This window comes from Nocardioides sp. SYSU D00038 (assembly GCF_016924665.1).
In the GTDB taxonomy this organism is placed as follows: domain Bacteria; phylum Actinomycetota; class Actinomycetes; order Propionibacteriales; family Nocardioidaceae; genus Nocardioides.
Genome location: NZ_JAFFJT010000003.1, coordinates 1 through 26446, shown reverse-complemented (window position 1 = coordinate 26446; position 26446 = coordinate 1). Strand labels below are relative to the sequence as shown.

At 73.3% G+C, this 26446-nt stretch carries 29 protein-coding genes and 1 riboswitch; of the genes, 18 read left to right on the top strand and 11 right to left on the bottom strand.

The window, feature by feature from the left end:
- Positions 1 to 17: 17 nt before the first annotated feature.
- Positions 18 to 983 (bottom strand): Gmad2 immunoglobulin-like domain-containing protein, encoded by a 966-nt coding sequence (locus tag JT721_RS00275; protein ID WP_205470885.1) that lies wholly within the window; start codon positions 981 to 983, stop codon positions 18 to 20.
- A complete protein-coding gene (locus tag JT721_RS21170; protein ID WP_307827721.1) occupies positions 983 to 1528 on the bottom strand; it encodes a SigE family RNA polymerase sigma factor in 546 nt (181 codons plus the stop codon). The genes JT721_RS00275 and JT721_RS21170 overlap by 1 nt, the downstream gene beginning before the upstream one ends.
- Before the next feature lie 94 nt (positions 1529 to 1622).
- On the opposite strand from JT721_RS21170, the gene JT721_RS00265 reads away from it, so the two are divergent.
- Entirely contained in the window at positions 1623 to 1964 is a 342-nt protein-coding gene (locus JT721_RS00265; protein ID WP_205470883.1) for an HIT domain-containing protein, read from the top strand.
- A gap of 34 nt (positions 1965 to 1998) precedes the next feature.
- Here the strand turns inward: JT721_RS00265 and JT721_RS00260 are convergent, their stop codons facing one another.
- The gene (locus JT721_RS00260; RefSeq protein WP_205470882.1) at positions 1999 to 2271 is read right to left on the bottom strand and encodes a hypothetical protein; all 273 of its coding nucleotides are present in this window, start codon (positions 2269 to 2271) and stop codon (positions 1999 to 2001) included.
- 111 nt (positions 2272 to 2382) lie between these two features.
- On the opposite strand from JT721_RS00260, the gene JT721_RS00255 reads away from it, so the two are divergent.
- From JT721_RS00255 to JT721_RS00210, 10 genes are read left to right on the top strand one after another with little or no spacing between them, the layout of a single operon-like run.
- Positions 2383 to 3435: a PhoH family protein gene (locus JT721_RS00255; RefSeq protein ID WP_205470881.1), complete on the top strand. Its 1053-nt coding sequence runs from the start codon at positions 2383 to 2385 to the stop codon at positions 3433 to 3435.
- 22 nt (positions 3436 to 3457) lie between these two features.
- Positions 3458 to 3919, top strand: coding sequence for an rRNA maturation RNase YbeY (gene ybeY / locus JT721_RS00250; protein ID WP_205470880.1), 462 nt, complete (start codon positions 3458 to 3460; stop codon positions 3917 to 3919).
- 7 nt (positions 3920 to 3926) lie between these two features.
- On the top strand, positions 3927 to 5234 hold the full coding sequence (locus JT721_RS00245; RefSeq protein WP_205470879.1) for a hemolysin family protein: 1308 nt from the start codon (positions 3927 to 3929) through the stop codon (positions 5232 to 5234).
- Entirely contained in the window at positions 5227 to 5571 is a 345-nt protein-coding gene (locus JT721_RS00240; RefSeq protein ID WP_205470878.1) for a cytidine deaminase, read from the top strand. Before JT721_RS00245 ends, JT721_RS00240 begins: the two co-directional genes overlap by 8 nt.
- Complete coding sequence (locus JT721_RS00235) at positions 5571 to 6200, top strand: DUF6226 family protein (RefSeq protein ID WP_205470877.1); 630 nt, start codon at positions 5571 to 5573, stop codon at positions 6198 to 6200. The genes JT721_RS00240 and JT721_RS00235 overlap by 1 nt, the downstream gene beginning before the upstream one ends.
- A gap of 34 nt (positions 6201 to 6234) precedes the next feature.
- Positions 6235 to 7593, top strand: a complete 1359-nt coding sequence (locus tag JT721_RS00230; RefSeq protein WP_205470876.1) for an FAD-binding oxidoreductase — start codon at positions 6235 to 6237, stop codon at positions 7591 to 7593.
- Entirely contained in the window at positions 7590 to 8861 is a 1272-nt protein-coding gene (locus JT721_RS00225; protein WP_205470875.1) for a class I SAM-dependent methyltransferase, read from the top strand. Before JT721_RS00230 ends, JT721_RS00225 begins: the two co-directional genes overlap by 4 nt.
- 31 nt (positions 8862 to 8892) lie before the next feature.
- A complete protein-coding gene (locus JT721_RS00220) occupies positions 8893 to 9654 on the top strand; it encodes a siderophore-interacting protein (RefSeq protein ID WP_205470874.1) in 762 nt (253 codons plus the stop codon).
- The gene (era, locus tag JT721_RS00215; RefSeq protein WP_205470873.1) at positions 9651 to 10577 is read left to right on the top strand and encodes a GTPase Era; all 927 of its coding nucleotides are present in this window, start codon (positions 9651 to 9653) and stop codon (positions 10575 to 10577) included. The genes JT721_RS00220 and era overlap by 4 nt, the downstream gene beginning before the upstream one ends.
- Positions 10577 to 10975 (top strand): nuclear transport factor 2 family protein, encoded by a 399-nt coding sequence (locus tag JT721_RS00210; protein ID WP_205470872.1) that lies wholly within the window; start codon positions 10577 to 10579, stop codon positions 10973 to 10975. Before era ends, JT721_RS00210 begins: the two co-directional genes overlap by 1 nt.
- 22 nt (positions 10976 to 10997) lie before the next feature.
- Here JT721_RS00210 and JT721_RS00205 read toward each other — a convergent pair whose 3' ends face one another.
- The 5 genes from JT721_RS00205 to JT721_RS00185 form a co-directional block, all read right to left on the bottom strand.
- A complete protein-coding gene (locus tag JT721_RS00205) occupies positions 10998 to 11819 on the bottom strand; it encodes a septum formation family protein (RefSeq protein ID WP_205470871.1) in 822 nt (273 codons plus the stop codon).
- Positions 11816 to 12709, bottom strand: coding sequence for a septum formation family protein (locus JT721_RS00200; RefSeq protein ID WP_307827716.1), 894 nt, complete (start codon positions 12707 to 12709; stop codon positions 11816 to 11818). Before JT721_RS00200 ends, JT721_RS00205 begins: the two co-directional genes overlap by 4 nt.
- A gap of 59 nt (positions 12710 to 12768) precedes the next feature.
- Positions 12769 to 13800 carry a ribonucleotide-diphosphate reductase subunit beta gene (locus tag JT721_RS00195; protein ID WP_307827714.1) on the bottom strand — a complete coding sequence of 344 codons (1032 nt, stop codon included), beginning with the start codon at positions 13798 to 13800 and terminating at the stop codon, positions 12769 to 12771.
- Positions 13797 to 16208, bottom strand: coding sequence for a ribonucleoside-diphosphate reductase subunit alpha (locus tag JT721_RS00190; RefSeq protein WP_205470870.1), 2412 nt, complete (start codon positions 16206 to 16208; stop codon positions 13797 to 13799). Before JT721_RS00190 ends, JT721_RS00195 begins: the two co-directional genes overlap by 4 nt.
- A 131-nt stretch (positions 16209 to 16339) precedes the next feature.
- Positions 16340 to 16569: riboswitch (cobalamin riboswitch) on the bottom strand.
- Positions 16570 to 16614: 45 nt separating this feature from the next.
- On the bottom strand, positions 16615 to 17103 hold the full coding sequence (locus tag JT721_RS00185) for an NAD(P)H-dependent oxidoreductase (protein ID WP_205470869.1): 489 nt from the start codon (positions 17101 to 17103) through the stop codon (positions 16615 to 16617).
- A gap of 110 nt (positions 17104 to 17213) precedes the next feature.
- On the opposite strand from JT721_RS00185, the gene JT721_RS00180 reads away from it, so the two are divergent.
- The 7 genes from JT721_RS00180 to JT721_RS00150 all read left to right on the top strand — a co-directional run bounded on the left by JT721_RS00180 (position 17214) and on the right by JT721_RS00150 (position 24286).
- Positions 17214 to 17744 carry an RNA polymerase sigma factor gene (locus JT721_RS00180; protein WP_205470868.1) on the top strand — a complete coding sequence of 177 codons (531 nt, stop codon included), beginning with the start codon at positions 17214 to 17216 and terminating at the stop codon, positions 17742 to 17744.
- A complete protein-coding gene (locus JT721_RS00175) occupies positions 17737 to 18546 on the top strand; it encodes a hypothetical protein (protein ID WP_205470867.1) in 810 nt (269 codons plus the stop codon). The genes JT721_RS00180 and JT721_RS00175 overlap by 8 nt, the downstream gene beginning before the upstream one ends.
- 69 nt (positions 18547 to 18615) lie before the next feature.
- Complete coding sequence (locus JT721_RS00170; protein WP_205470866.1) at positions 18616 to 19026, top strand: hypothetical protein; 411 nt, start codon at positions 18616 to 18618, stop codon at positions 19024 to 19026.
- A 1031-nt stretch (positions 19027 to 20057) separates the two neighbouring features.
- Positions 20058 to 21791, top strand: a complete 1734-nt coding sequence (gene leuA / locus JT721_RS00165) for a 2-isopropylmalate synthase (RefSeq protein ID WP_205470865.1) — start codon at positions 20058 to 20060, stop codon at positions 21789 to 21791.
- Between the two features lie 40 nt (positions 21792 to 21831).
- Positions 21832 to 22695, top strand: coding sequence for an alpha/beta fold hydrolase (locus JT721_RS00160; RefSeq protein WP_205470864.1), 864 nt, complete (start codon positions 21832 to 21834; stop codon positions 22693 to 22695).
- An 18-nt stretch (positions 22696 to 22713) separates the two neighbouring features.
- Complete coding sequence (gene recO, locus JT721_RS00155; protein ID WP_205470863.1) at positions 22714 to 23442, top strand: DNA repair protein RecO; 729 nt, start codon at positions 22714 to 22716, stop codon at positions 23440 to 23442.
- A 46-nt stretch (positions 23443 to 23488) separates the two neighbouring features.
- On the top strand, positions 23489 to 24286 hold the full coding sequence (locus JT721_RS00150) for an isoprenyl transferase (RefSeq protein WP_374220847.1): 798 nt from the start codon (positions 23489 to 23491) through the stop codon (positions 24284 to 24286).
- 4 nt (positions 24287 to 24290) lie between these two features.
- On the opposite strand, the gene JT721_RS00145 is transcribed toward JT721_RS00150, so the two are convergent.
- The 3 genes from JT721_RS00145 to JT721_RS00135 all read right to left on the bottom strand — a co-directional run.
- Complete coding sequence (locus JT721_RS00145; protein ID WP_205470862.1) at positions 24291 to 24695, bottom strand: Fur family transcriptional regulator; 405 nt, start codon at positions 24693 to 24695, stop codon at positions 24291 to 24293.
- A complete protein-coding gene (locus JT721_RS00140; RefSeq protein ID WP_205470861.1) occupies positions 24682 to 25689 on the bottom strand; it encodes a metal ABC transporter permease in 1008 nt (335 codons plus the stop codon). The genes JT721_RS00145 and JT721_RS00140 overlap by 14 nt, the downstream gene beginning before the upstream one ends.
- Positions 25686 to 26446, bottom strand: a 761-nt coding sequence (locus tag JT721_RS00135; RefSeq protein ID WP_205470860.1) for a metal ABC transporter ATP-binding protein, incomplete at its 5' end; no start/stop codon positions are given. The genes JT721_RS00135 and JT721_RS00140, both read right to left, overlap by 4 nt.

Genomic DNA, 26446 nt, shown 5'->3' with positions numbered 1-26446 from the left:
GGCGCCATCCTCGCGGCTCACGGCGCCGGCTCCACGATGATCGCGCGCGTGTCGGACGCCGGTCCGAGGCCCTCGGTGCCGCCGCTCGGGTCGTCGTTCTCGGCCCGGAACGTGTAGCCGCCGGGGGGGAGGCCCGAGACGTCGATGGCCTCGCTGCGCCAGGGCCACCAGACCCGGTCCTTGCCCCAGCCCTGCGCCTGGGCGTGCCCGCGGAGCACCTCGCGACCCGACGCGTCGGTGATCGACCACAGCGCGGACGCCTCGAAGCCGTTGTTGACGCCCTCGGCGACGAACGAGCCGCTGACCTCCGCGCCCTCGTACGGGTAGGTGATGCTCATCAGGCTGAGCACGTCGAAGCCGTCGGCGCGGGCCACCGCCGGGGCGGCGGGCTCACCGAGCACCGTGGGGAGCGGCCGCCCGCCCGCCACGAACGCCACCGCGAGACGCTCGGAGAACACCCCGTCGACGGTGTGCACCACCTGCTGCAGCGCCAGCTCCGCCTCGCGGTCGCCCATCCCGGCGGGACGCTCGGCCAGGGCCGGGTCGGTGACCTCGATGGTGGCGGTGCCGCCGTCGACCCGCACCGCGCCCAGCGAACCCTGCGGCCACAGGGTGCGGTAGTCGGGGTCGCCGGGGGTGCCGGTCAGCACCCGCGCGGCCCGGTCGGCCCGGGGCACCGAGGCGGGCAGGTCGACGAACTCGCGGAACAGCACGGCGCCCGCGACCCCGTCGCCGACGTAGTACGCCGGCACCGCGACCCGCGCGGGCGGCGCCGCGGGGTCCTCGGCGTCGTCACCGGGGCCGCCGGCCACGACCGACCCGACCGCCACCGCGGCCGCCGCGACCAGGGCGGTGCCGCCGGCGGCCGTGCGGAGCCGGTGCCGGGCCCGGGTCGCGACCCGCGAGCGGATCCCGGCGAGCCGGTCGGTCGGCTCGACCTCGGCCACGGCGTCGTGCACCAGCCTGGTGATCGGGTCGTCCATCACAGGTCTCCTTCGAGGTGCGCGGCCAGCAGCCCGCGCAGGGTGGCGGTGCCGCGGCTGGCGTGGGACTTGACCGAGCCGGTGCTGATGCCGAGCGTGCGGGCGATCTCGGCCTCGGACAGGTCGAGGTAGTGGCGCAGCGCGAGCACCTCGCGCTGGCGCCGGGGGAGGGCGCGGAGCGCGTCGAGCACCGCCGCGCGCCGGTCGCTGACCGCGCCGGGCTCGTCCTCGACGCCCGGCCGGAGCGCCTGGCGGCCGGCGGTCCGGGCGACCACGCCGCGGTGGCGCAGCACCGAGCGCGACCGGTTCACCACGCTCTGGCGCAGGTAGGCGAGTGCCTTGTCGGGGTCGCGCAGCCGGTTCCACCGGGCGTGCACCGCGACGAACGCGTCCTGCACGACCTCCTCGGCGGTGCCGGTGTCGCGCACCAGCAGCACGCTCAGGCGCACCAGCCGCCGCCAGTGGGCGGCGTAGAGCCGCTCGAGCGCCTCGTCGGCGTCCCAGGCGCGGGTCACACCGGCGGCTTCGGTCGCACGGGTCGTCACGCTAGTACGACGCGCGACGGCTCGGGACGGTTGACCTGTGGCAGCATCGGACCGGCCGGCGACGCCCGGACGACGGCCGACGGAGGGAGCCAGCGTGGACGACTGCCTGTTCTGCGGGATCGTGGCCGGCGCGGTGCCGGCCGAGCTGGTGCACGAGACCGAGCGCACCGTGGCCTTCCGCGACATCGACCCGCAGGCGCCGACCCACGTGCTGGTGGTGCCCCGCGACCATCACGTCAACGCCGTCGAGCTCGCCGCGGCCGATCCCGCGACGTCGGCCGAGCTGGTCACCGCGGCCGCGGCGGTCGCCGCCGCGGAGGGCCACCCCGACGACTACCGCCTGGTGCTCAACACCGGCCCGGGCGCCGGGCAGACGGTGTTCCACACCCACCTGCACGTGCTGGCGGGCCGGCCGCTGACCTGGCCGCCCGGCTGAGACCGGGGGACCGGCAGCACACCGAGCCGGCGCGTCAGCCGCCGAGCGAGTCGAGCAGCCGGAGCACGTACATCACCACCGGGAACGCGAAGACGCCGAGCATCACCCAGGCGGTCGCGCGGTGCAGCGGCTTGGAGGAGTCGAGCTTGCCGGCGAAGTCGAGCAGCGCGCCGTCGGGCACGTGGTGGGTCAGCCCCATCCGGCGGGCGTCCGGCGGGAGGTGACCGCCCGGGAACCAGGGCGGCGGTGCCGCGTCGGGGCGCAGGTCGTCGTCCTCGCGCTCGTCGTGCTCGTCCGGCCCCGTCATGACGCAACGGTACGCCCCCGCCCGACCGAACTCGTTGGGCCGGCCGGGCGCGCACCCGTACCATGGACAGGTACGCGCACCTCACCGAAAGGCCGCCCGCGCCGGGCATCCATGACTGACAGCGACCAGCAGCGGGACCGCGCCGACCAGGCCCCCGCGACCCAGGCTCCGACCACCAAGCACACGGTCGTGGTCCCCAACAGCATCAACATGGTGAGCCTCCTCGGTCCCGGTGACGAGCACCTGGCCCTGATCGAGCAGGCCTTCGACGCCGACGTGCACGTGCGCGGCAACCGGATCACCCTGCACGGCCAGCCGTCGGAGATCGCCCTCGCCGAGCGGCTGCTCGAGGAGCTGGTGACGATCATCCGCACCGGTCAGGGCGTCACCGGCGAGACCGTCGAGCGGGTGCTGGCGATGCTGCGCGCCGAGACCACCGAGCGCCCGGCCGACGTGCTGAGCCTCAACATCCTCAGCAACCGCGGCCGCTCGATCCGGCCCAAGACGCTCAACCAGAAGCGCTACGTCGACTCCATCGACAAGCACACGATCACCTTCGGCATCGGCCCGGCGGGCACCGGCAAGACCTACCTCGCGATGGCCAAGGCCGTGCAGGCGCTGCAGGCCAAGCAGGTCAACCGGATCATCCTGACCCGTCCGGCGGTCGAGGCCGGCGAGCGGCTCGGCTTCCTGCCCGGCACGCTCAGCGAGAAGATCGACCCCTACCTGCGGCCGCTCTACGACGCCCTGCACGACATGATCGACCCCGAGTCGATCCCCAAGCTGCTCGCCGCCGGCACCATCGAGGTGGCGCCGCTCGCCTACATGCGCGGCCGGTCGCTCAACGACTCCTTCATCATCCTCGACGAGGCCCAGAACACCTCGCCGGAGCAGATGAAGATGTTCCTCACCCGCCTGGGCTTCGGCTCCAAGATCGTGGTCACCGGCGACGTCACCCAGGTCGACCTGCCCAGCGGCACCCAGTCGGGCCTGCGGATCATCGAGGGCATCCTCGACGGCGTCGAGGACATCTCGTTCCAGCGGCTCACCAGCCACGACGTCGTGCGCCACCGCCTGGTGGGGCGGATCGTGGCGGCGTACGACGAGTTCGACGCCCGCAGCGGCGGCGCGGCCACCCGGCCGGGCCAGCCCGGCGCCCGGTGACCTGCCACCGATCGGGCCGGCGATGAGCATCGAGATCCTCAACGAGTCCGGCCAGGAGCTCGACGTCCGTCACTTCGCGCGGCTGAGCCGGTTCGTCCTCGACGCGATGCGCGTGCACCCGCAGGCCGAGCTGTGCATCAAGGCCGTCGACGAGGCCACGATCACCGAGCTCAACGAGAAGTGGATGGACAAGGTCGGCCCCACCGACGTGCTGTCCTTCCCGATGGACGAGCTGCGCCCCGGCATGGTGGGCGAGGAACCCGAGGAGGGCATCCTCGGCGACCTGATGATCTGCGTGGCGATCGCGGAGAAGCAGGGCGAGGCCGCCGGCCACGGCACCCTCGCCGAGTGCGAGCTGCTGACCGTGCACGGCATCCTCCACCTCCTGGGCTACGACCACGCCGAGCCCGAGGAGCACAAGGAGATGTTCGGTCTCCAGGACCAGCTGCTCGCCCGGTGGCGCTCCCAGCCACCCGCGGGGTGAGCGCGCCGTGACCGACGTCTGGCTGGTGGTCGCGGCCGTCGTCCTCGTGGTCCTCGCCGGGGCGTTCTCGGCGGCCGACGCGGCGCTGGCGTCGTTCTCACCGGCGCGGGCCGAGGAGCTCGCGGCCGAGGAGCGCGCCGGCGCCCGCCGGTTGGTCGCGCTGCTCGGCGACCCCGCCCGCTACCTCAACACCGCGCTGCTGATCCGGCTGCTGTGCGAGGTCTCCGCGATCGTGCTGGTGACCCTCCAGGTCGCCGACGGGTTCGACGGCGCCTGGTGGCCGACCGTGCTGACCACGATCGCCTCGATGCTGGTGGTGTCGTTCGTCGTCATCGGCGTCGCACCGCGCACCCTGGGCCGCCAGCACAACGAGCGGGTGGCCCTGGCCTCCGCGGGCCCGCTGTCGTTCGTCACGTCCGTGCTCGGGCCGATCCCACGCCTGCTGATCCTCGTGGGCAACGCGCTGACCCCGGGCCGGGGGTTCCGCGAGGGTCCGTTCTCGACCGAGACCGAGCTGCGCGAGCTCGTCGACATCGCCGAGGCCTCGGCGCTGATCGAGGCGGGCGAGCGCAAGATGATCCACTCCGTCTTCGAGCTCGGCGACACCACGGTGCGCGAGGTGATGGTGCCGCGCAACGACATCGTCTTCGTCGAGCGCCACAAGAACCTGCGCCAGGGCCTGTCGCTCTTCCTGCGCTCGGGCTTCTCGCGGGTGCCGGTGATCGACGACAACCTCGACAACATCGTCGGCATCGCCTACCTCAAGGACGTCGTGCGTCGCGACTTCGAGGCGCCGGAGGCCGAGCTGGTGCAGCGCATCGACGAGGTGATGCGCCCGGTCACCTGGGTGCCCGACTCCAAGCCGGTCGACGACCTGCTGCGCGACATGCAGGCCCGCCGCCAGCACATCGCGGTCGTCGTCGACGAGTACGGCGGCACCACCGGGCTGATCACGATCGAGGACCTGCTCGAGGAGATCGTCGGCGAGATCACCGACGAGTACGACGAGGCCGAGATCGAGACCGAGACCCTCGACGACGGCTCGGTGCGGGTCTCCTCGCGCTACCCCGTCGACGACCTCGACGAGCTCTTCGGCTTCGACGTCGAGGAGGAGGACGTCGACTCGGTCGGGGGCCTGATGGCCAAGCACCTCGGCCTGGTCCCGATCCCCGGCGCGGCCGTCGAGGCCCACGGCCTGCGCTTCGTCGCCGAGGACACCTCGGGGCGCCGCAACAAGATCGGCACCGTCCGCATCTCCCGGGTCGCCGACCCGGACCCCGAGACCGACGAGCAGCTGGAGGCCGCCCGTGACTGACGCCGACCTTTCCGCGGAGGACCGCAAGCTGGTGACCCTGGCCCGCGCCACCCGGGCCCGCACCGGCGCCGCCGAGGGCGCCGCCGTGCGCGACTCCGACGGCCGCACCTACGCCGCCGCGACCGTCGACCTGCCGTCGCTGCGGGTCTCCGCCCTCGGAGTCTGCGTCTCGATGGCCGTCGCGTCCGGCTCCCGCGGCCTCGAGGCCGCGGTGCTGCTCACCGACGGCTCGCTCGCCGACGGCGACCTCGCCGCCCTGCGCGACTTCGCCGGCCCGGGCGTCGTCGTCCACGTCGGCGACCCCCGCGGCGCGGTCGGCAGCACCGCGACGACCTGATGCTCGACCTGCGACCCGACGTAGCCGCGCGGTTCGTCGTGACCGGTGCCGACACCCCCGGATGGCCCGACCCGCACCCCACGATCGAGGACGAGCCGACCGAGGAGGAGTACTCGCGGCTGCTCGACCCCGGCAAGTACCGCATCCTGCGAAGTCGCCTGCAGGCCTGGCTCGACGTGCTCGCGGCCCACGGCGCGGTGCGCCTCGAGCCTGGTGCGGCCGGCGCGGAGTGGTGGCGACCCACCGCCGCCCACGCGCTCCCGGTCCGCCTGCGCTGGAGCGACCTCGACGGCGTCGAGGACGCCGTGGTCGAGATCGCCGTCGGCGAGCCGCCCGTCGTCGTGCTCCAGCTGCCGGAGTGCGGCTGCGACGCCTGCGACGACGGGTCGGAGCAGCTGCTGCGCGACCTCGACGACCTCCTCGACGAGGTCGTCAGCGGCCGCTTCGCCCACGTCACCACCGGCACCGGCGGCCGGATCTGGTCGACCGGCTCGGCCGGCTGGTCGGCCGTGGGCGACCTGCCCGAGGACGACGAGGGCTGGCCCGACGGCGACCTCCTGCTCGACCGGGCCCGGGTCGGCACCAGCGAGCACGTCGTGGTCCACGGCGCACCCTGGGTCCGGCCCTGACCCCCCGTCCGCGGGGAGGAGTAGCCTGCCGTCCGTGACTGGTGAGGGCGCCCGGGAACGGCACGAGCAGGCGGTCCGCAGGCTGCGCGCGTCCTACGACGCGATCCCCGCCGGGGCCCCGGTGCGGCTCGCGAAGGCGACCACGAACCTGTTCCGGGCGCGGACCGCCTCGACCGCTCCCGGCCTCGACGTCAGCGGCCTCGACGGCGTGCTCGAGGTCGACCCGGTGGCCCGGGAGGCCGAGGTGCAGGGCATGTGCACCTACGAGGACCTCGTCGCGGCGACCCTGGTGCACGGGATGATCCCGCTGGTCGTGCCCCAGCTGCGCACCATCACGCTCGGCGGCGCCGTCACCGGGCTGGGCATCGAGTCGACCAGCCTCCGCAACGGCCTGCCCCACGAGTCGGTGCTCGAGATGGACGTCTTCACCGGCGCCGGCGAGGTGGTGACCACCAAGCCCGGCGACGACCTGTTCGACGCCTTCCCCAACAGCTACGGCTCGCTGGGCTACGCCACCCGGCTGCGCATCCGCCTCGAGGAGGTGCCGGCGTACGTCGCGCTCACCCACGTCCGCTTCGACGAGGCCGACCGGTTGGCCGCCGCCGTGGAGGAGATCGCCGCGACCGGCCACCACGAGGGGGAGCGGGTCGACGGGGTCGACGGCGTCTCGTTCGAGCCCGGCGAGCACTACCTCACGCTGGCCCGTTGGACCGGCGAGCCCGGTCCCACCAGCGACTACACCCGCCAGCGGATCTACTACCGGTCGCTGCGCGAGCGGTCGACCGACCGGCTGAGCGTCCACGACTACCTGTGGCGCTGGGACACCGACTGGTTCTGGTGCTCCGGGGCGTTCGGGGCCCAGCACCCGGTGGTCCGCCGGCTGTGGCCCCGGCGCTGGCGGCGCTCCGACGTCTACATGCGGCTGCTGCGCCTGGACCGCCGGTTCTCGATCGCCGACCGCCTCGACCGGCGCGCCGGCCGGCCGCTGCGCGAACGGGTGATCCAGGACGTCGAGGTCCCGGCCGACCGGCTGGCTGAGTTCCTGGCCTGGTTCGACGCCGAGGTCGGCATGCGGCCGGTGTGGCTGTGCCCGCTGCGGACGACCCGCCGCTGGCCGTCGTACCCGCTGGAGCCGGGGGAGACCTACGTCAACGTGGGGTTCTGGGGCACCGTGCACGTCGGCCCCGACGCCCCGGACGGACCGCGCAACCGGGCCATCGAGGCGAAGGTCCACGAGCTCGGCGGCCACAAGTCCCTCTACTCCGACGCCTACTACGACCGCGAGACCTTCGACCGGCTCTACGACGGCGCCAACCTGGCCGCCGTGAAGCGGGTGCACGACCCCGACGACCGGCTCCCGACCCTCTACGACAAGGCGGTGAGGAAAGGATGAGGAAGCTCTCCATCGCGGAGGCCTTCGAGACCCTGCTCAAGGAACCGCTGCCGCTGCGCTTCACGGCGTACGACGGCAGCACCAGCGGCCCGCCGGACGCGCCGTTCCACTTCCGGCTCCACAACGAGCGCGGGCTCGCCTACCTGCTGACCTCGATCGACCCCGACCTGGCGATCGGCCGCCCCTACGTCACCGGCGACCTGACCGTCGAGGGCATCCACCCCGGCGACCCCTACCCCGCGCTGGCGATGCTGCAGAAGGGGCTGAAGTTCCGCCGGCCCTCGGCAGGTGAGCTCGTCTCGCTGCTGCGCTCGATGGGCCTGGCGCACCTCAAGCCGCCGCCCCCGCCGGCCACCGAGGCGCCGTCGCGGATGCGCCGGGTCTTCGAGGGCTTCCGGCACTCGCTGGGCCGCGACGCCGAGGCGATCCACCACCACTACGACGTCTCCAACGCCTTCTACGAGCTGGTGCTCGGCCCGTCGATGACCTACACCTGCGCGCTGTTCCCCACCGAGGACGCCACCCTCGAGCAGGCGCAGGAGGCCAAGTACGACCTGGTCGCCCGCAAGCTCGACCTCCAGCCCGGGCAGCGGCTGCTCGACCTCGGTTGCGGGTGGGGCGGGATGGTGCGCCACGCCGCCCGCGAGTACGGCGTGCACGCGCTGGGCGTCACGCTCTCGCGCGAGCAGGCCACCTGGGCCCAGCAGCGGATCAAGGAGGAGGGGCTCGACCACCTCGCCGAGGTGCGGTTCATGGACTACCGCCACGTCGAGGAGTCCGGCTTCGACGCGGTCTCGTCGATCGGGCTCACCGAGCACATCGGCGTGCGCAACTACCCGGCGTACTTCGGCTTCGTGCGCGACAAGCTCCGCGACCACGGCCGGTTCCTCAACCACTGCATCACCCGCCACGACAACCGGCCCACCAGCACCGGCAAGTTCATCGACCGCTACGTCTTCCCCGACGGCGAGCTGATCGGCTCGGGGCGGATCGTCACCGAGGTCCAGGACGCCGGGCTGGAGGTGCAGCACGAGGAGAACATCCGGGTCCACTACGCCCTGACGCTCGCCGCCTGGTGCCGCAACCTGCGCGACAACTGGGACGCCTGCGTGGCCGAGGTCGGCGAGGAGACCGCGCGGGTGTGGGGCGTCTACATGGCCGGCTCGCGGCTCGCCTTCGAGCGAAACGAGATCCAGCTCCACCACGTGCTCGCCACCAGGACCGACGCTGACGGCGTGAGCGGCTACCCGCTGCGACACACGTTCTGAGGCTCGCGTCCCGCACCGATAGCCTCGTCGGGTGAGCACCCGGGCCTTCCAGCACGACGCGCAGGTGCTCCGTCGCGAGCAGCTCTCGTCCCACCTGGTGCGGCTCGAGCTCGCCGTCGACGGCTTCGAGTCCACCGGCGTGCCCGACGAGTGGGTGGGCCTGGTCGTGCCCGACCAGTTCCAGAGCCGCTACTACACGGTGCGCTCCCACGGCGCCGGCCGGCTGGTGCTCGACGTCGTCGTCCACGAGCACGGGCTGGTCACCGAGTGGGCGGCCCGCGACGTCGTGGGCGACCGGGTGACCGTCACCGAGCCCAAGGGCTCGTTCGCGCCGCCGCCCGCCGCGCAGTGGCTGCTGCTCGTCGGCGACCTGACCGCGATGCCGGCGATGGCCCGGATCGTCGAGGAGACCGGCCTCCCGACCCGGGTCTGGGCCGAGGTGCCCGACGACCTGCCGCACTACCTGCCGGCGCGCGCCGACGTCACCTGGCTGGTCCCGCCCGGGGAGGGCCGCAGCGCCCTCGCCGCCGCGGTCGAGGGGATCGAGTGGCCCGCGGGCGAGGGCTACTTCTGGATGGCGGGGGAGTCGGCCCAGATGCGCGCGATCCGCAAGCACCTGATGCGCGAGCGGCGGCTGCCGTCCTCGGCGTACGACGTGATGGGCTACTGGCGCGGGGGCGCCGCCCGCCAGCCGCGCGCCGTCGACCCCGGACCGGTCTGGCGGGCCAGCCCGGACGACCCCGGCCCGGCGCGCCAGCGCCCGGGCGACCACCCAGCGAGGGACCAGTCATGACAGAGCAGCAGCCGCACCGCAGCGGCTTCGCGTCGTTCGTGGGCCGGCCCAACGCCGGCAAGTCCACGCTGACCAACGCCCTGGTGGGCTCGAAGGTGGCGATCACCTCCGACAAGCCGCAGACCACGCGCACGGTGGTGCGCGGGATCGTGCACCGCGACGACGCCCAGCTGGTGCTGGTCGACACCCCCGGCCTGCACCGCCCCCGCACGCTGCTGGGCGAGCGGCTCAACGACCTGGTCACCTCGACCTGGGGCGAGGTCGACGTCGTGGCCGTGTGCTTCCCGGCCAACGAGCGGATCGGGCCCGGCGACCGCTTCATCGTCACCGAGCTCGCCAAGGTGCGGCGCACGACCAAGATCGCGGTCGCCACCAAGACCGACCTCGCGACCCCCGAGCAGATCGGCCGGCACCTGCTCGACATCCAGGCACTCGGAGCCGAGACCGGCACCGAGTGGCGCGAGATCGTGCCGGTATCGGCCGTGGCCGACGACCAGACCGGCCTGCTCGCCGACCTGCTGGTGGGGCTGCTGCCCGAGGGGCCGCCGCTCTACCCCGAGGGCGACCTCACCGACGCCCCCGAGCAGGTGCTGGTCGCCGAGCTGGTGCGCGAGGCCGCCCTCGACGGGCTGCGCGACGAGCTGCCGCACTCGGTGGCGGTGGTGGTCGAGGAGATGGGGCTGCGCGAGGGGCGCCCCGAGGACAAGCCGCTGCTCGACGTGCACGCCAACCTCTACGTCGAGCGCGACTCGCAGAAGGGCATCATCATCGGCCCCAAGGGTGCCCGGCTCCGCACGATCGGCACCACGGCGCGCAAGCAGATCGAGGCGCTCCTCGGCACCCCGGTCTACCTCGACCTGCACGTCAAGATCGCCAAGGACTGGCAGCGCGACCCCCGCCAGCTCCGGAAGCTGGGGTTCTGATGGTTACGCTGCCGGCCCCGCTCGCCGCCTGGCACGCGATCGCCGATCGCCGCGACGCCACCGATCCGGCCGATCTGCTGGCCGACCTGCTCGCCCACGACGTCGTCTTCCGCTCGCCGGCCGTCCACACGCCCCAGGAGGGCCGGGCCCTCACCACGGCGTACCTCTCCGCCGCCCTCGTGGTGCTCGGCCCGACGCTGCGCTACCGGCGGGAGTGGTGGGACGACACCTCGGCGGTGCTGGAGTTCGAGGCCGAGCTCGACGGGTTCACGGTCCACGGGGTCGACATGCTGACGTGGAACGACGCCGGGCGGCTGGTCGACTTCACCGTGATGGTGCGGCCGTTCACGGGGCTGACCCGGCTGATGGAGCTCATGGCGGCCCAGCTGGCCGGCTAGCGCAGCGCCTCGGTCCGGCGGGTCAGTCCGGCGCCCAGCACCGGCCCCAGGTCTGCCCGGCCCGCCACTGCTCGCGGGTCGGCCACTCCCAGCCCCACTCGAAGTCGAGCGCGTCGTCGGCGACCCGGCGCCCGGCGTCCTCGCAGGGCTCCTCGCCCGCGGCCCGGGCGGCACCGACCCCGGGGTAGCGACCGCGCGGCAGGTCGACCGACGAGATCGCGCGCCAGGCGTGGTCGGCGCTGCACAGCACCCGCCGGAAGCCGCGAGCGCCGGGCGCCGCGGTGGCGCACATGCCGTAGCGGGTGCGGCCCTCCGGTGTCGCCAGCGCGTCGGCCAGGCTGCCGCGCACCGTCACCAGGGCGTCGTCGCCGGCCAGGCCCACCACGTCGCAGCGGAACCAGCTCGCGCCGGCGTCCGACTCCTCCAGCGTCGGGGTGAACCACACCGCCCGCAGCATGCTCAGCCGCAGCTCCTCGCGGCTGGTGCCGAGGAAGGACGCCAGCCGGGTCGGGCAGGCGGTGGCCACCTGCCGCTGCACGTGGTCGGAGTCGACCGCGACCAGGTGGCCGTCGACGGTGGTGCGCAGGTCGCCGATCGAGAAGGTCTGGGCGGTGTGGGGGCGCCGGCACGGCACGGTCGGCGCGTCGTTGGTCGGCGCCAGCGCCTGCTCGTGGGTGAGCCGCCGGCAGGCGCCGGGCTCGGGACGCGGTGGCGGGGGCGCGGCGGTGGGGGGCGTGGTCGCCGTCGACTCGCGGGGCTCGTCGTCGGAGGTGCACGCGCCGAGGCCCAGCACCAGCACGACGGTCGCCAGCAGGGCGGGGACGCGAGGACGGCTCGGCGTCACGCGCTCGTCCTCGCCCAGCACACCGAGCGACGGTTGCCTGCGATCCACTCCTCCTCGTGGAAGAAGGTGTAGCCGAACTCGTACTCCGGCGGGTAGTTCAACCAGGCGCCCACCGACTCCGAGCAGAAGTCGCGGGTCGTGACCTCCACCAGCCGGTCGCCCGGATAGGGGTCATCCTCCTCGCCCAGCTTGATGGTCGTGACCGCACGCCAGGTGTGCGGCTCCGAGCACGGGATCTTCGGGGCGTCCTGCACCGACGCGCCCGCCACGCACACCATCCAGCGGTCCTTGGGCCGGCCCTGGAGCAGCCCCTTGGCGGTGGGCGGCAGGTCGACGTAGCGCTGCGACTGCTCGCCGCCGCCGACGATGTCGCAGCGGTACCAGCGTGCGCCCTCGTCCCACGCCTTGCGCGAGGGCCGGAACCACGCCCAGCTCACGACCGTCCGCATCACCAGGCTCTCGTCGGCGCCGACGAACCGCTCGAACGCCGCCCCGCAGGTGCGGTAGGCGAACGCGCCCAGCTCGCGGGCCTCGTAGTCGGCGTCCTCGAGCTCCTCGGGCAGCGGCCCGACCGCGAACGTCTCGGCGTTGTGGCGCTCGGTGCACGGCACCGTGCGGGTCGCGTTGCTGCGCTCGGCGACGTCGTCGGGGGTGAGCACCCGGCAGGCCCCCAGCTCGGGCGGCTCGACCGAGTCGACCTGCTCGCGGTCGGTGTTGGTGCCCTGGCTGGAGTCGCTGCACGCCGAGAGCGCGAGGACGACGCCGAGCGCCAAGGCCAGGCGGAGCACCGGTCGCACGACACGTCCTCCCTCTGACCACTCGTCGCCGGGGGAATCGTACCCGCGGCACCCGCACCCGGTCCCCGTCCCGGCGATGCCCGAGGTCCGCACCGGGCGCGCCCCGCACCGCGCCGTGGCCGGCGAGGTGCGGGGCGCGCATCGGTGGCGGGTCAGAACTCCTCGTCGAAGCCCACCGACCCCGAGACACCGACCTGGTAGGCCGACACCTTGCGCTCGAAGAAGTTCGACAGCTCCTGCACGTCCTGGAGCTCCATGAACGCGAGCGGGTTCTTCGACCCGTAGATGACGGGCAGCCCGAGCCGCTCCATCCGGCGGTCGGCGACGTGCTCGAGGTAGGCACGCATGTCCGCGGTGGAGAGGCCGGCGACACCGCCGCCGAGCAGGTCCTCCGCGAACTGCGCCTCGGCGTCCACGCCGTCGATCAGCATCTGCCGCACCTGCTCGGCCATCCGGTCGTCGAAGAGGTCCGGCTCCTCCTGGCGGACGGTGTCGACGACGTCGAAGGCGAAGGCCATGTGCATCGACTCGTCGCGGAACACCCAGTTGGTGCCGGAGGCCAGGCCGTTGAGGAGCCCCCGCGAGCGCAGGAAGTAGACGTAGGCGAACGCGCCGTAGAAGAACAGCCCCTCGATCACCGCCGCGAAGCAGATCAGGTTCAGCAGGAAGGCGCGCCGGTCGTCCTGCCCGCGCAGCTCCTGCAGCTCGAAGACCGAGTCGATCCAGGTGAAGCAGAAGTCGGCCTTCGCCTTGATGGACGGGATGTTGTCGACGGCGGCGAACGCCTCGTGGCGCTCCCTGTCGTCCGGGACGTAGGTGTCGAGCAGGGTCAGGTAGAACTGCACGTGCACCGCCTCCTCGAAGAGCTGCCGGCTGAGGTAGAGCCGGCCCTCGGGGGAGTTGATGTGCTGGTAGAGGTTGAGCACCAGGTTGTTGGCCACGATCGTGTCGCCGGTGGCGAAGAACGCGACCAGCCGCGAGACGAGGTGGCGCTCGGCGTCGGTGAGTCGCTGGAGGTCCTTGAGGTCGGAGTGGAGGTCGACCTCCTCGACGGTCCAGGTGTTCTTGATGGCGTCGCGGTAGCGGTCGTAGAAGTGCGGGTAGCGCATCGGCCGCAGGGTGAGGTTCATGCCCGGGTCGAGCAGCATCCGGGTCTCGGTGTGGTCGCTGGCGGTGGTGGTCACTGGCAGGCCTCGCAGGTCTCGGGGTTCTCGAGCGAGCACGCGAGCGCCTCGGCGTCGGTGTCGCTGGGGATGGTGGTCAGGGGGGTGGTGGGGGCGACGGCGGACGGCAGGGCCGAGACCGTCGTCTGCTGGATGCGGGTCGCCGGGCGCGACCGGAGGTAGTAGGTCGTCTTGAGACCCGACTTCCACGCGTGCAGGTACATCGAGCTGAGCTTCCCGATCGACGGTCCTGCGATGAAGAGGTTGAGCGACTGGCTCTGGTCGATGTACGCCGAGCGCTCGGCGGCCATATCGATCAGCGCCCGCTGGGGGAGCTCCCACGCGGTGCGGAACAGCGCGCGGACGTCGTCCGGCAGCGCCTCGATGCCCTGCACCGAGCCCTCCGCCCGCTTGATCGCCTCCCGGACCTCGGGGGTCCAGAGGCCACGTGCCTTCAGCTCGCCCACCAGCGCGCTGTTGACCTGGAGGAACTCCCCGGAGAGCGTCTCGCGCTTGAACAGGTTGGAGACCTGCGGCTCGATGCACTCGTAGCAGCCGGCGATGCTGGCGATGGTGGCGGTGGGTGCGATGGCGACCAGCAGGGAGTTGCGCAGCCCGTGCTCGGCGATCGCCGCCCGCACCGCGGCCCAGCGCTCGGTCTGGGTCGGGGTCACCGGCCAGTGGTCGGGCTGGAGGACCCCCTGCGCGGCCCGGGTCCCGGCGTACGCCGGGTGGGGGCCGTGCCGGCGCGCGAGCTCGCACGAGACCTCCAGCGCCGTCAGGTACATCTCCTCCTGCACCCTGGTCGACAGGGCGCGCGCCTCCGCGGAGTCGAAGGGCAGGCGGAGCGCGAAGAACACGTCCTGCAGCCCCATCAGGCCCAGCCCCACCGGGCGCCAGCGGGGGTTGGAGGCCGCCGACTCCTCGCTGGGGTAGTAGTTGACGTCGATGACCCGGTCGAGCAGCGGCACCGCCGTGCGCACCGTCGCGCGCAGCCGGTCCCAGTCGACGTCGGAGCGGTCGGCGGTGAGGTGCTGGGCGAGGTTGACCGAGCCGAGGTTGCACACGGCGGTCTCACGGTCGGAGGAGACCTCGATGATCTCGGTGCAGAGGTTCGAGAGGTGGACGACCGGGCCGCCCGGGGAACCGGCGACGGGGTCGCTCGTCTGGTTGCAGGTGCGGTTGGCGGCGTCCTTGAACGTCATCCAGCCGTTGCCGGTCTGGGCCAGCGTGCGCATCATCCTGCCGTAGAGCTCGCGGGCCCGGACCCGTCGGACGAACCGGCCCTCCTCCTCGGCCGCCCGGTACGCCGCGTCGAAGGCCGGGCCCCACAGGTCGGGCAGCTCCGGCGCCTGGTCGGGATCGATGAGCGACCACTCCGCGTCGGCCTCGACCCGGCGCATGAACTCGTCGGGCACCCAGTTGGCGAGGTTGAGGTTGTGGGTGCGGCGGGCGTCCTCGCCGGTGTTGTCGCGCAGCTCGAGGAACTCCTCGATGTCGGGGTGCCACGGCTCGAGGTACACGCACGCCGCACCCTTGCGCCGCCCGCCCTGGTTGACCGCGGCGACGGAGGAGTCGAGGGTGCGCAGGAACGGGACGATGCCGTTGGACTGACCGTTGGTGCCCCGGATGAGGGCACCCCGCGAGCGCACCCTCGAGAAGGCGATGCCGATGCCGCCGGCGAACTTCGAGAGCCGGGCGACCTGCTGGTAGCGGGAGTAGATCGAGTCGAGGTCGTCGCGGGGGCTGTCGACGAGGTAGCACGAGCTCATCTGGGTGTGCCGGGTGCCGGAGTTGAACAGCGTGGGGCTGCTGGGCAGGTAGGCCAGCGAGCTCATCAGCCGGTAGAACTCGATCGCCTCGCCCGGGGTGCGGGCCAGGCCGCACGCCACCCGCAGCAGGAAGTACTGCGGAGTCTCGGTGACCTGGCGGGTCGTGGGGTGGCGCAGCAGGTAGCGGTCGTAGACCGTGCGCAGCCCGAAGTACTCGAACCGCCGGTCGGCGTCCGGGTCGATCGCGAAGTCGAGCTTGCGGGCGTTGTCCTTGACGAACGCCGCGGTGTCGTCGCCGATCGTCCCCTCGGCGTGGCCGAGCGAGACCGACTGGCTGAACGACATCACGCCCTGCCCGCGCACCTCCTTGTCGACGTAGCCGGCCAGCAGCCGGGCGGCGAGCCGCGAGTACTGCGGCTCCTCGCCGATCATCTCGGCCGCCGTCTGGATCGACAGCCGGTCCAGCTCGGCGGTGGTCGCGCCGTCGTAGAGGCCGCTGATGGTGCGGGTGGCGACCCGCATCGGGTCAACGTCGGCGAGGTCGCCGCAGACGCGGTCGACCGCACGGACGATCTTGTTGACGTCGACGGGCTCGGTGTCGCCGTTGCGCTTGCGCACCTGCATGGAGGTGCGCCCTGGTGTCTCGGTGACCGTCACTTCTCTCTCCTCGCGAGATCGGTCGGGACCGGTCGGGTTCGCGAGGGGGGTGACGGAGCGCGCACGCGGCGGCCGGAGGGCCGTCGTCGGCGAGCCGTCGGCCGTCCCACGCAGCCTCCGACCACCGCACCCGGCGGGTGCGGCGCGCTGGCAGGTCTTCGGACTCGTGGGCGCGCCTCCCGATCGCTCGGTCGACCCCTACTGGCCGTCGCTTCCCAGACCCGTGGTGCTCGGTGGTCCAGTGCTTGGTGACGGCGGTCGTTCCCACTCACCGCTGCGGGGCAGTCCCGGACTTCCACCGGGTTCCCTCTTGCCCCACCACGCCTGGCGGACGTGGCGGACCAGCTGCTCGAGCACCATATCTGGTGAATGACAGCGATGTAACCCCCACATCTGGGGTCGCGGGCTAGCCGGCCAGCAGGGCTGCCAGGGTGCCGCCGAGCTCGTACGCCGCGTCGGTGTGCTGCTCGCCCACGTCGCCGAGCACCTCCAGGACCGCCGCCGACTGCGCCCACGGCAGCGCCTGCACGATCGACTGCACCGAGCGCACCGCTCCGGTGGTGTCGTAGCGGCCGTGGACCCACAGCCCGTACGGCTTCCTGCCGCCGCCCCCGCCGCCGGTCGCGGCACCGTCGTCGGCCAGCTCGCCGCCCGCCTCGAGGAAGATCGTGTCGAAGAAGTGCTTGAGCGCGCCGGACATGTAGCCGAAGTTGGCGGGCGTGCCGAGCAGGTAGCCGTCGGCGCCGAGCACCTCGTCGGCCGTCGCCTCCAGCGCCGGCCGCACCACGACCTCGACGCCGGTGATCGCGTCGTCCTGGGCGCCGGCCACCACCGCGTCGGTGAGCCGCTGCACCGTCGGCGTGGGGGAGTGGTGTACGACGAGCAGCCGGGTCACCCGGCCAGCGTAGGACGATCGGTCGCGGCCCCGGTGAAACCTGACGGCCTCCCCAGGCGTCACGTGGTCAGGAGCCGCCTGCCGTGGGGCGGCCACGTGAACGGGAGCCGATGGACGAGCATGACTTCGACGAGTTCTACGCCGCCTCCGCGCAGCGGATCACGAGTCAGGTCTACGCCATGATCGGCGACCGCGACGAGGCGCAGGAGTGCGTGCAGGAGGCGTTCGCCCGGGCCTGGACCGCACGGCGCTCGCTCGCCCACGTGCAGCACCCCGAGGCCTGGGTGCGCACCACGGCGTACCGCCTCGCGGTGAGCCGCTGGCGACGCGCGGTCCGTGGCCGCCGGGCGCCGGACCGGGCGCTCCAGGGCACCGGCACCGTCGCCGGGCCGAGCGAGACCTACGTCGCCGTGGTCGAGGCGCTGCGCCGGCTCCCCGAGGCGCAGCGGCAGGTGGTCGTGCTGCACCACCTCGCCGACCTGCCCGTGCAGGACGTCGCCGCCGAGCTGGGGGTGCCGGTGAACACGGTGAAGACCCGGCTCCGCCGCGGCCGCGCGGCGCTCGCGGAGATCCTCGGTGACGACCCGCCGCCGGAGGGCGGCCCGGGTGCCCGCGTGGTGGAGGAGTGCCGCCGTGGCTGAGCGCTGGCCGCCCCTCGACGACCTTGACCCGCCGGTGTGGGACCTGCCGCCGGCCGCGGAGGTCCGCCGGCGCGGGCAGGACCTGTCCCGCCGTCGCACCCGGACGGCGCTGGGGGCCGCCCTCGGCACCGCGGCGCTGGTCGCGGTGCCTACCTTCCTCGTCGCCGGCGCGGGCGGTGGCGGCACGCCGGTCGCCGACGGACCCGGGCCGCGCTCGGCCTCGAGCAGCGTCGCGACCGACCCGGGGCCCGGCGGGCCGTGGCTCTCCCGCGTGCCGGCCGGACTCGACGTCACGGCGGGCATGACGACCGCGGGCGGCCGCCCGGTCGTGAGCGACCTCGACGACGTCGACGCGGTGCGCAGCAGCCTCTCCTGCGGCGAGGCGCAGTGGGTGCCGGGCCTGCCGCCCGGCGTCTCCGACCTGCGGCTGGCAGTGGGTGACGGAGCGCGCGGCTCCCGCGAGGACCGGCTGCTGCTCGTCTACGCCGACCCCGCCGGGGCCGGTGCGGCCCTGGCCGAGGTGCGCCAGACCGCCGGCGTCTGCGGCGAGGGGCCGGACGGTCGCGAGGCGGCGGTCGCCGACGACGTCCGCGGGGCGGGTGCCGAGGAGTCCTGGGCCTTCGTCGTCTCCGCCGGGAGCCGCACCGAGTCGGTGCTCGCCGTCCGGGTCGGCAACGCGGTGCTCCTCGACCACACCTCGTCGGCGACCGCGCGTCCGGCCGGCTCGGTGGGCGACTGGCTGGCCGGCCGGGTGCGGCCCGTGGTCGACGGGATGTGCGTCTTCGCGGCCGACCCCTGCTGAGGTGAAACCTCGAGGGGGGCCTCGGCGTCTCGAATGCGTCAGACACCGCACAGCCGAAGGAGAAACCCCATGAGGACCACTCACCGGATCGCCACCGGGATCGCCGCGACCTGCCTGGTCGCCGGCTCCGTGGCCGTCGTCGCCACCGGCGGCGCGTCGGCGCTGGTCGCCGAGGACGGTCCGGCCCCCCAACCACGCCTGGCCGCCGCCGAGGCCCCGGCCGACGCCCCCGCGGACGAGGCGCCCGAGGGCATCGCGTCGGCGTCCGCGCCGTACATCCCGGGGGTGTGGCACGTGCCGGCCGACGTCCTGCTGACGGTCGGTCCGGGCGAGTCCCGCTACGTCGGCCCGCAGGGCTCGCTGTTCAACGGTCCCGTCGACGCCGTGAACCGCCGGGTCGACGCCTGGTGGGCCGAGCAGCTCGCCGCCGGCCTCACCCCCGAGGAGGCCGACCGCAAGCTGGCGCGTCTGGGGCGCTGACCCGCACCACCTCGAGAGCCCTCCGTCCCGCCCGGGACGGGGGGCTCTCGTCGTGTCCGGGCCCGGAAATGCACGAGAGCCCGACCGGGAGGGAGGGTGGTCGGGCTCCTGTGCGTCTGCCGGCCGGGAGGGGCCGGGACAGCGGCCAGGGGATCGAAAGGGAGGGAGCAGATCCCGTGGCTCTGACCATCACAACGAGGGGTTCCGGGGTGGGTTACGGGTCTCGCGAACTTTTTTCGTGGCTGATTGCTGGCGCCGGGGCGGCGGCCCGAGCGGCGGTGAGCAGGCCCCCGTCGACGGGGTGCGAACGGCGGCTGAGTCACCGCCGCCGGCGCGGGCCGGGCGGCGGTGAGCAGGCCCCTGTCGACGGGGTGCGAACGGCGGCTGAGTCGCCGCCGCCGCTGCCAGTGAACGAGACCCTCTTGGCTCGTTCCGACGCTCGTCGCCAGCACTCCTCCCACCTCACCCAGCGCTCGCTGGTTGAGGAAGTCGCGCTGGTGACTGTCTAGAACCCCCGTCGGCCGAACGCCCTCCGTCCCCACCGGATGTGGGCTCGGGTATCGCCGAGCCGGCGTTAATTAACGACGGCGCGGCGAAACCGGGGGTTGCCCCCGGGGGGGGTGGGGGGGGGGGTCCCCCCCCGGTGGTGGGGGGTGGGTTTTGCGCCGCGTCGTCTTTAATTACCGCCGGCTCGGCGAAACCTGGGTTGCCCGCATGTGTGGTTGCGGGAGGGCTGGTGTCTGGCTGGGCAACGACTGAGGGACTTCGTCCCTCCTCAACCAGCGATACGCGAGACCCGACCAGGTAGGCGCGCGGGCGCCCCGAGCCACCACCGGAGGGACCCGAGCAACGGCTTCCCCCACCTCACCCAGCGCCGACCTGGCGGATGCGCTAGCGTGGGGCTCGTCATGACGTACGCGCACCTCCTCCTTCGCTGCCGCAGCGAGGTCTGAGCCAGAGCCGGACCCCCTCGCTGCGGAGTGAGTGTGCGCGCCGGCCGCTGAACACCACCAGCAGACCCCGAGGACCTCATGACCATCCGTAGCAGCAACCAGCAGACCAGCGGCATGCCCTTCGAGCGCTACCGCCCCTTCCCGCCGATCGACCTGCCCGACCGCACCTGGCCGAACCGGACCATCACCGCCGCGCCGCGCTGGCTCTCCACCGACCTGCGCGACGGCAACCAGGCGCTCATCGACCCGATGAGCCCGGCGCGCAAGATGACGATGTTCGACCTGCTCGTGAAGATGGGCTACAAGGAGATCGAGGTCGGCTTCCCGGCCGCCTCCGAGACCGACTTCTCCTTCGTGCGCCAGCTGATCGAGGGCGACCACATCCCCGACGACGTGACGATCAGCGTGCTGACCCAGGCCCGCGAGGACCTGATCGAGCGCAGCGTGCAGTCGCTGGTCGGCGTGCCCCGGGCCAACATCCATCTCTACAACGCGCTGGCGCCGCTGTTCCGCAGGGTCGTGTTCCACGCGAGCAACGACGAGATCAAGGACATCGCCACCCGCGGCACCGAGATCGTGATGAAGAACGTCGAGTCCTACCTCGACGCCACGGTGATCGGCTACGAGTACAGCCCGGAGATCTTCACCTCCACCGAGCTGCCGTTCTCGCTCGAGGTCTGCGAGGCCGTCAGCGACGTCTGGCAGCCCGAGGACGGCCGCGAGATCATCCTCAACCTGCCCGCCACCGTCGAGTCGGCCACCCCGAACGTCTACGCCGACCAGATCGAGTGGTTCTCGCGCCAGCTGACCCGCCGCGAGAACACCGTGATCAGCCTGCACCCCCACAACGACCGCGGCACCGCCGTCGCCGCCACCGAGCTGGCGATGATGGCCGGCGCCGACCGGGTCGAGGGCTGCCTGTTCGGGCACGGCGAGCGCACCGGCAACGTCTGCCTGGTCACCCTCGGCATGAACCTGTTCAGCCAGGGCGTCGACCCGATGATCGACTTCAGCGACATCGACGAGATCCGCCGCACGGTCGAGTACTGCACCCAGCTGCCGGTGCACCCGCGCCACCCCTACGCCGGCGACCTGGTCTACACGGCGTTCTCCGGCTCCCACCAGGACGCGATCAAGAAGGGGCTCGAGGACCTCGACCGCCGGGCGGCCGAGCAGGGCGTGCCCGTCGGCGAGCTGCCGTGGGAGGCGCCGTACCTGCCGATCGACCCCAAGGACGTCGGCCGCACCTACGAGGCCGTGATCCGGGTCAACAGCCAGTCCGGCAAGGGCGGCGTGGCCTACATCCTCAAGGCCGAGCACAAGCTCGACCTGCCGCGGCGCGCGCAGATCGAGTTCAGCCGGGTCGTGCAGGAGCGCACCGACGCCGAGGGCGGCGAGATGACGCCCGAGGCGATCTGGGAGGTGTTCCGCAGCGAGTACCTCGACCGGGTGACGCCGCTCCAGCTCAACTCGGTGCACACCTCCAGCGCGGCCGGCGAGAAGGACGCGCTCGACGTCAACGTCTACGTCGACGGCGAGCTGCACACCCTCCACGGCGAGGGCAACGGACCGATCGCGGCGTTCGTGAGCGCGATCAACGGGCTCGAGCAGGCGGCGGCCCAGGGCTGGGACGTCCGGGTGCTCGACTACGCCGAGCACGCGCTCAGCGCCGGCGGCGACGCGATGGCCGCGGCGTACGTCGAGTGCTCGGTGGGCGACCAGATCTGGTGGGGCGTCGGCATCGACGCCAACATCGTCACCGCCTCGCTCAAGGCCGTGATCAGCGCGGTCAACCGGGCCACGGGCCACTGATCCGCGCCGCCCGGCCGGCCCGCTCGTCTAGATTGCCTGCATGCTTGTCTCCGAGCGGGTCGGCCAGCTCTTCCTCGACGGCGACGACGGTCGCGACCGCCTGGAGTACACCGAGTACGGCGCCGGCGACGCGTGGGTGGTGCTGGTCCACAGCCAGCTGATGCCGCGGCGGATGCACCAGCCGCTGGCCCGGGCCCTGGCCGCCGAGGGGCTGCACGTGGTCACCGTCGACCTGCTCGGGCACGGCCGCTCCGACCGGCCCGCCGACCCGCGGGTCTACTCCGCGACCGCGTTCGGCCGCCAGGTGGTGGCACTGCTCGACCACCTCGGCGCGGAGCGCGCCGTCGTGGGCGGCACCTCGCTGGGCGCCAACGTCTCGCTCGAGGTGGCGGTGCTCGCCCCGGAGCGGGTGGCCGGGCTGGTGCTGGAGATGCCGGTGCTCGACAACGCGGTGGAGGCGGCGATCCTCGCCTTCGGGCCGCTGCTGTTCGCCGCCCGGTTCCTGCCGTTCACCGTCAACGGCCTGCGGCGGATCACCCGCCCGGTGCCCCGCGGCGTCGTGCCGTTCTGGGCCGGCATCGCGCTCGACACGCTCGACCAGCGCGCCGACTCGATGGCCGCCGTCGTGCACGGCCTGTTCTTCGGGCGGGCCGCGCCGTCGTCGGCCGAGCGCCGCGCGATCACCGCGCCGGCGCTGGTGGTGGGCCACCCCGCCGACCCGGTGCACCCCGCCGCCGACGCGGCGATGCTCGCCGAGGAGCTGCCGCACGCGACGTTCGTGCGGGCCCGTTCGATCGTGGAGTGGCGGCTGCGCCCGGAGCGGCTCAACCGGGCCGCGGTGGAGTTCGTGCTCGGCTGCCTGGAGGCCGCGCCCGCGGTGCGCCGCCGCCGGGTGACTTCCTGAGCCCGGCAGAATGGTGGGGTGCCTCTCTACCGCGACGAGGCGATCGTGCTGCGCACCCACAAGCTGGGTGAGGCCGACCGCATCATCACCCTCCTGACCCGGGGTCGGGGGCGGGTGCGCGCGGTGGCCAAGGGCGTGCGCCGGACGTCGTCGCGGTTCGGCTCGCGCCTCGAGCCGTTCACCCACGTCGACCTCCAGCTGGCCGAGGGGCGCAACCTCGACACGATCACCCAGGCCGAGACGCTCAGCCCGTTCTCGGCCGAGCTCGGCCACGACTACGAGCGCTACACCGCCGGCACCGTGATGCTCGAGACCGCCGAGCGGCTGGTCTCCGAGGAGGGCGAGCCCGCGGTGCAGCAGTTCCTGCTGCTCGTCGGGGGGCTGCGCGCGATGGCGTCGGGGCTGCGCCGTCCCGGCCACGTGCTCGACTCCTACCTCCTGCGCTCGCTCTCGGTGGCTGGCTACGCGCCGTCGTTCCGCGCCTGCGCCCACTGCGGGCTGGAGGGGCCGCACCGCTGGTTCAACCCCGCGATGGGCGGGATGCTCTGCGCGACCTGCCGGGTGCCGGGCTCGGCCTCGCCGGCGCCCGACACCATCCGGCTGATGGGCGCGCTGCTCGCCGGCGACTGGTCCACCGTCGAGGCGGCCGACGCGCGCACGGTCCGCGAGGCGTCGGGCCTGGTGGCGGCGTACCTCCAGTGGCACCTCGAGCGCGGCCTGCGCTCGCTGGAGCACGTCGAGCGCTGACGCCCCGGCCCGGCGACGACCGCGCCCCGGACTACGCTGACCGATCGTGAAGCGCACCGTCCGCCAGCCCACGCCGCACCCGTCGGGCGCGACCCCGCCGCCGGTTCCCCGGGAGCTGGTGCCGCGGCACGTCGCGGTGGTGATGGACGGCAACGGCCGCTGGGCCAAGGAGCGGGGCCTGCCCCGCACCCGGGGCCACGAGGAGGGCGAGAGCTCGCTGTTCGACGTCGTCGAGGGGGCCATCGAGATCGGCGTGCGGGCGATCTCGGCCTACGCCTTCTCCACCGAGAACTGGTCGCGCTCACCCGACGAGGTCAAGTTCCTCATGGGCTTCAACCGCGACGTGATCCGCCGCCGCCGCGACGAGATGCACGAGCTGGGGGTGCGGGTGCGCTGGGCCGGCCGGGCGCCCCGCCTGTGGCGCTCGGTCATCAAGGAGCTCCAGGTGGCCGAGGAGCTGACCCGCGACAACGACGTGCTGACGCTGACCATGTGCGTCAACTACGGCGGCCGCGCCGAGCTCGCCGACACGGCCCGGGCGATCGCCCGCGAGGTGGCTGCCGGTCGGCTCAATCCCGAGAAGATCGACGAGAAGGTGTTCGCCCGCCACCTCTACGTGCCCGAGGTCTCCGACGCCGACCTGGTCTGGCGCACCTCGGGGGAGCAGCGGCTCTCGAACTTCCTGCTGTGGCAGGCGGCGTACAGCGAGCTGGTCTTCACCGACGTGCTGTGGCCCGACGTCGACCGGCGGCACCTGTGGGCCGCGATCGACGAGTACGCCCGCCGCGACCGGCGCTACGGCGGCGCCCAGCCGAACCCCCAGCCGACTCCCCAGCCGGGCTGATCCCTCAGACGCAGTCGGGGCAGGTGCCGAAGACCTCGAGGGTGTGGCTGACCTCGGTGAAGCCGTGGCCGTCGGCGATGGCGCGGGTCCAGCGCTCCACGGCCGGGCCCTCCACCTCGACGGTCCGCCCGCAGGTGCGGCAGACCAGGTGGTGGTGGTGGGTGTCGGAGCAGCGGCGGTAGACCGCCTCACCGTCCTCCGTGCGCAGCACGTCGACCTGGCCGGCGTCGGCGAGGCCGCGCAGCGTGCGGTAGACGGTGGCCAGGCCCACGGGGTCGCCGCGGCGGGCGAGCAGCTCGTGGATGTCCTGGGCGGAGCGGAAGTCGTCGAAGGAGGTCATCGCCTCGACCACCGCCAGCCGCTGGCGGGTCGGACGCAGGCCCCCGGAGCTCCCGTCAGTGCTCGTCATAGTGGCCTCCGTGCACCGCGTGGCGGTGGCCGTCGTGGACGTAGTCGACGTGGTCGCCGTGCGGCACGGCGACGTGCCCGCAGTCGGGGCCGTGGTCGTGGGGGTGCTGCTCGTCGACCCGCTCGACGGGCACGTCGTCGACCGCCGGGAACGGCGCGGTCAGCCGGCGCCGGTGGCGCAGCCAGGCCCCCACCGGCCAGGTGGTGACGAAGCCGGCCAGCGAGAGCAGCACGATCGTGGGGCCGGGCGCGACGGTCGCGTGGAACGATGCCCAGGCCGAGAGCACCAGCCCGCCGACGGAGGCGAGGACGCCGAGCACCATCGCCGCGCCCAGGGTGGTGCGGAACGACCGGGTGAGCTGCTGGGAGGTGGCGACCGGCACCACCATGAGCGCCGAGACCAGCAGCAGCCCGACCGTCCGCATCGCGACGGTCACGCTCACCGCCGCGAGCACGGCCACCAGCAGGTTGTAGTAGCGGATCCGCAGCCCGGCGACCTGGGCGAACTCCTGGTCCTGCGCCACCGCGAACAGCTGCGGCGACAGGCCAACGCACACCAGTGCGGTGACCGCGGCCAGCACCATCACCACCACGATGTCGGTCACGTTGATGGTGGTGATCGAACCGAAGAGGAAGCCCTGCAGCACCGAGGCGCTCTCGCCGGCGATGCCGGTGATGAGCACGCCGCCGGCCAGGCCGCCGTAGAACAGCAGCGCGAGCGCGACGTCGCCGTTGGTGTTGCCGCGCTCGCGGATCACCTCGATGACGACCGCACCGAGCACGGCGACCGCCACGGCGGTCCAGGTCGGGGAGGCACCGGTGAGCAGGCCGAGGGCGACACCGGTGACGGCGACGTGGCCGATGCCGTCACCCATCAGCGCCAGGCGGCGCTGCACGAGGTAGGTGCCGACCGCGGGGGCGGCGAGACCGGTGAAGAACGCCGCGATCAGCGCGCGCTGCATGAAGTCGAGGGTGAAGAGCTCGGTGAAGGTCATCGCCGGCCCTCCAGCGGGGAGGAGATCCGGGGGGCGTGGTCGACGACGGCCTCGGCGACCCGGTGGTGGTGGTCGTGCCCGTGGTGGTCGACCTCGACCGGTGGCCCGTCGCGGACGATCCGGCCGTCGCTCATCACCACGGCCCGGTCGACCAGCGGTGCGAGCGGGCCGAGCTCGTGGGCGACCAGCACCACGGTGGCCCCGCGCGCCTTGAGCTGCGCGAGGGCGTCGGCGAGGGCGCGCTGGTTGGCCTGGTCGACGCCGGCGGTGGGCTCGTCGAGGAAGAACAGCTCCGGCTGCCCGGCGAGCGCGCGGGCGATCAGCACCCGCTGCTGCTGACCGCCGGAGAGGTGGGAGACGCCGTCGCGGGCCCGGTCGCGCAGGCCGACCACCCCGAGGGCGTCGTCGACCGCCCGGCGGTCGGCCGCCGAGAGAGGGCGCAGCAGGCGCCGCCGGGTGAGCCGGCCCGAGGCCACCACCTCCCACACCGAGGCCGGGACGCCGGAGGCGGCGCCGACCCGCTGGGGCACGAACCCGATCCGGTGCCAGTCGCGGAACCGGTCGAACGGGGTGCCGAACAGCTCCAGGCTGCCGCTCGCCAGCGGCCGCAGCCCGGTGAGCGCGCGCACCAGCGTCGACTTGCCCGAGCCGTTGGCGCCGAGCACCACCACGAACTCGCCGGCGTCGACCGTGAGGTCGACGCCGCGGACGATCGGCCGGCCGCCGATGGCCACCGAGCCACCGGCCAGCCGGACGG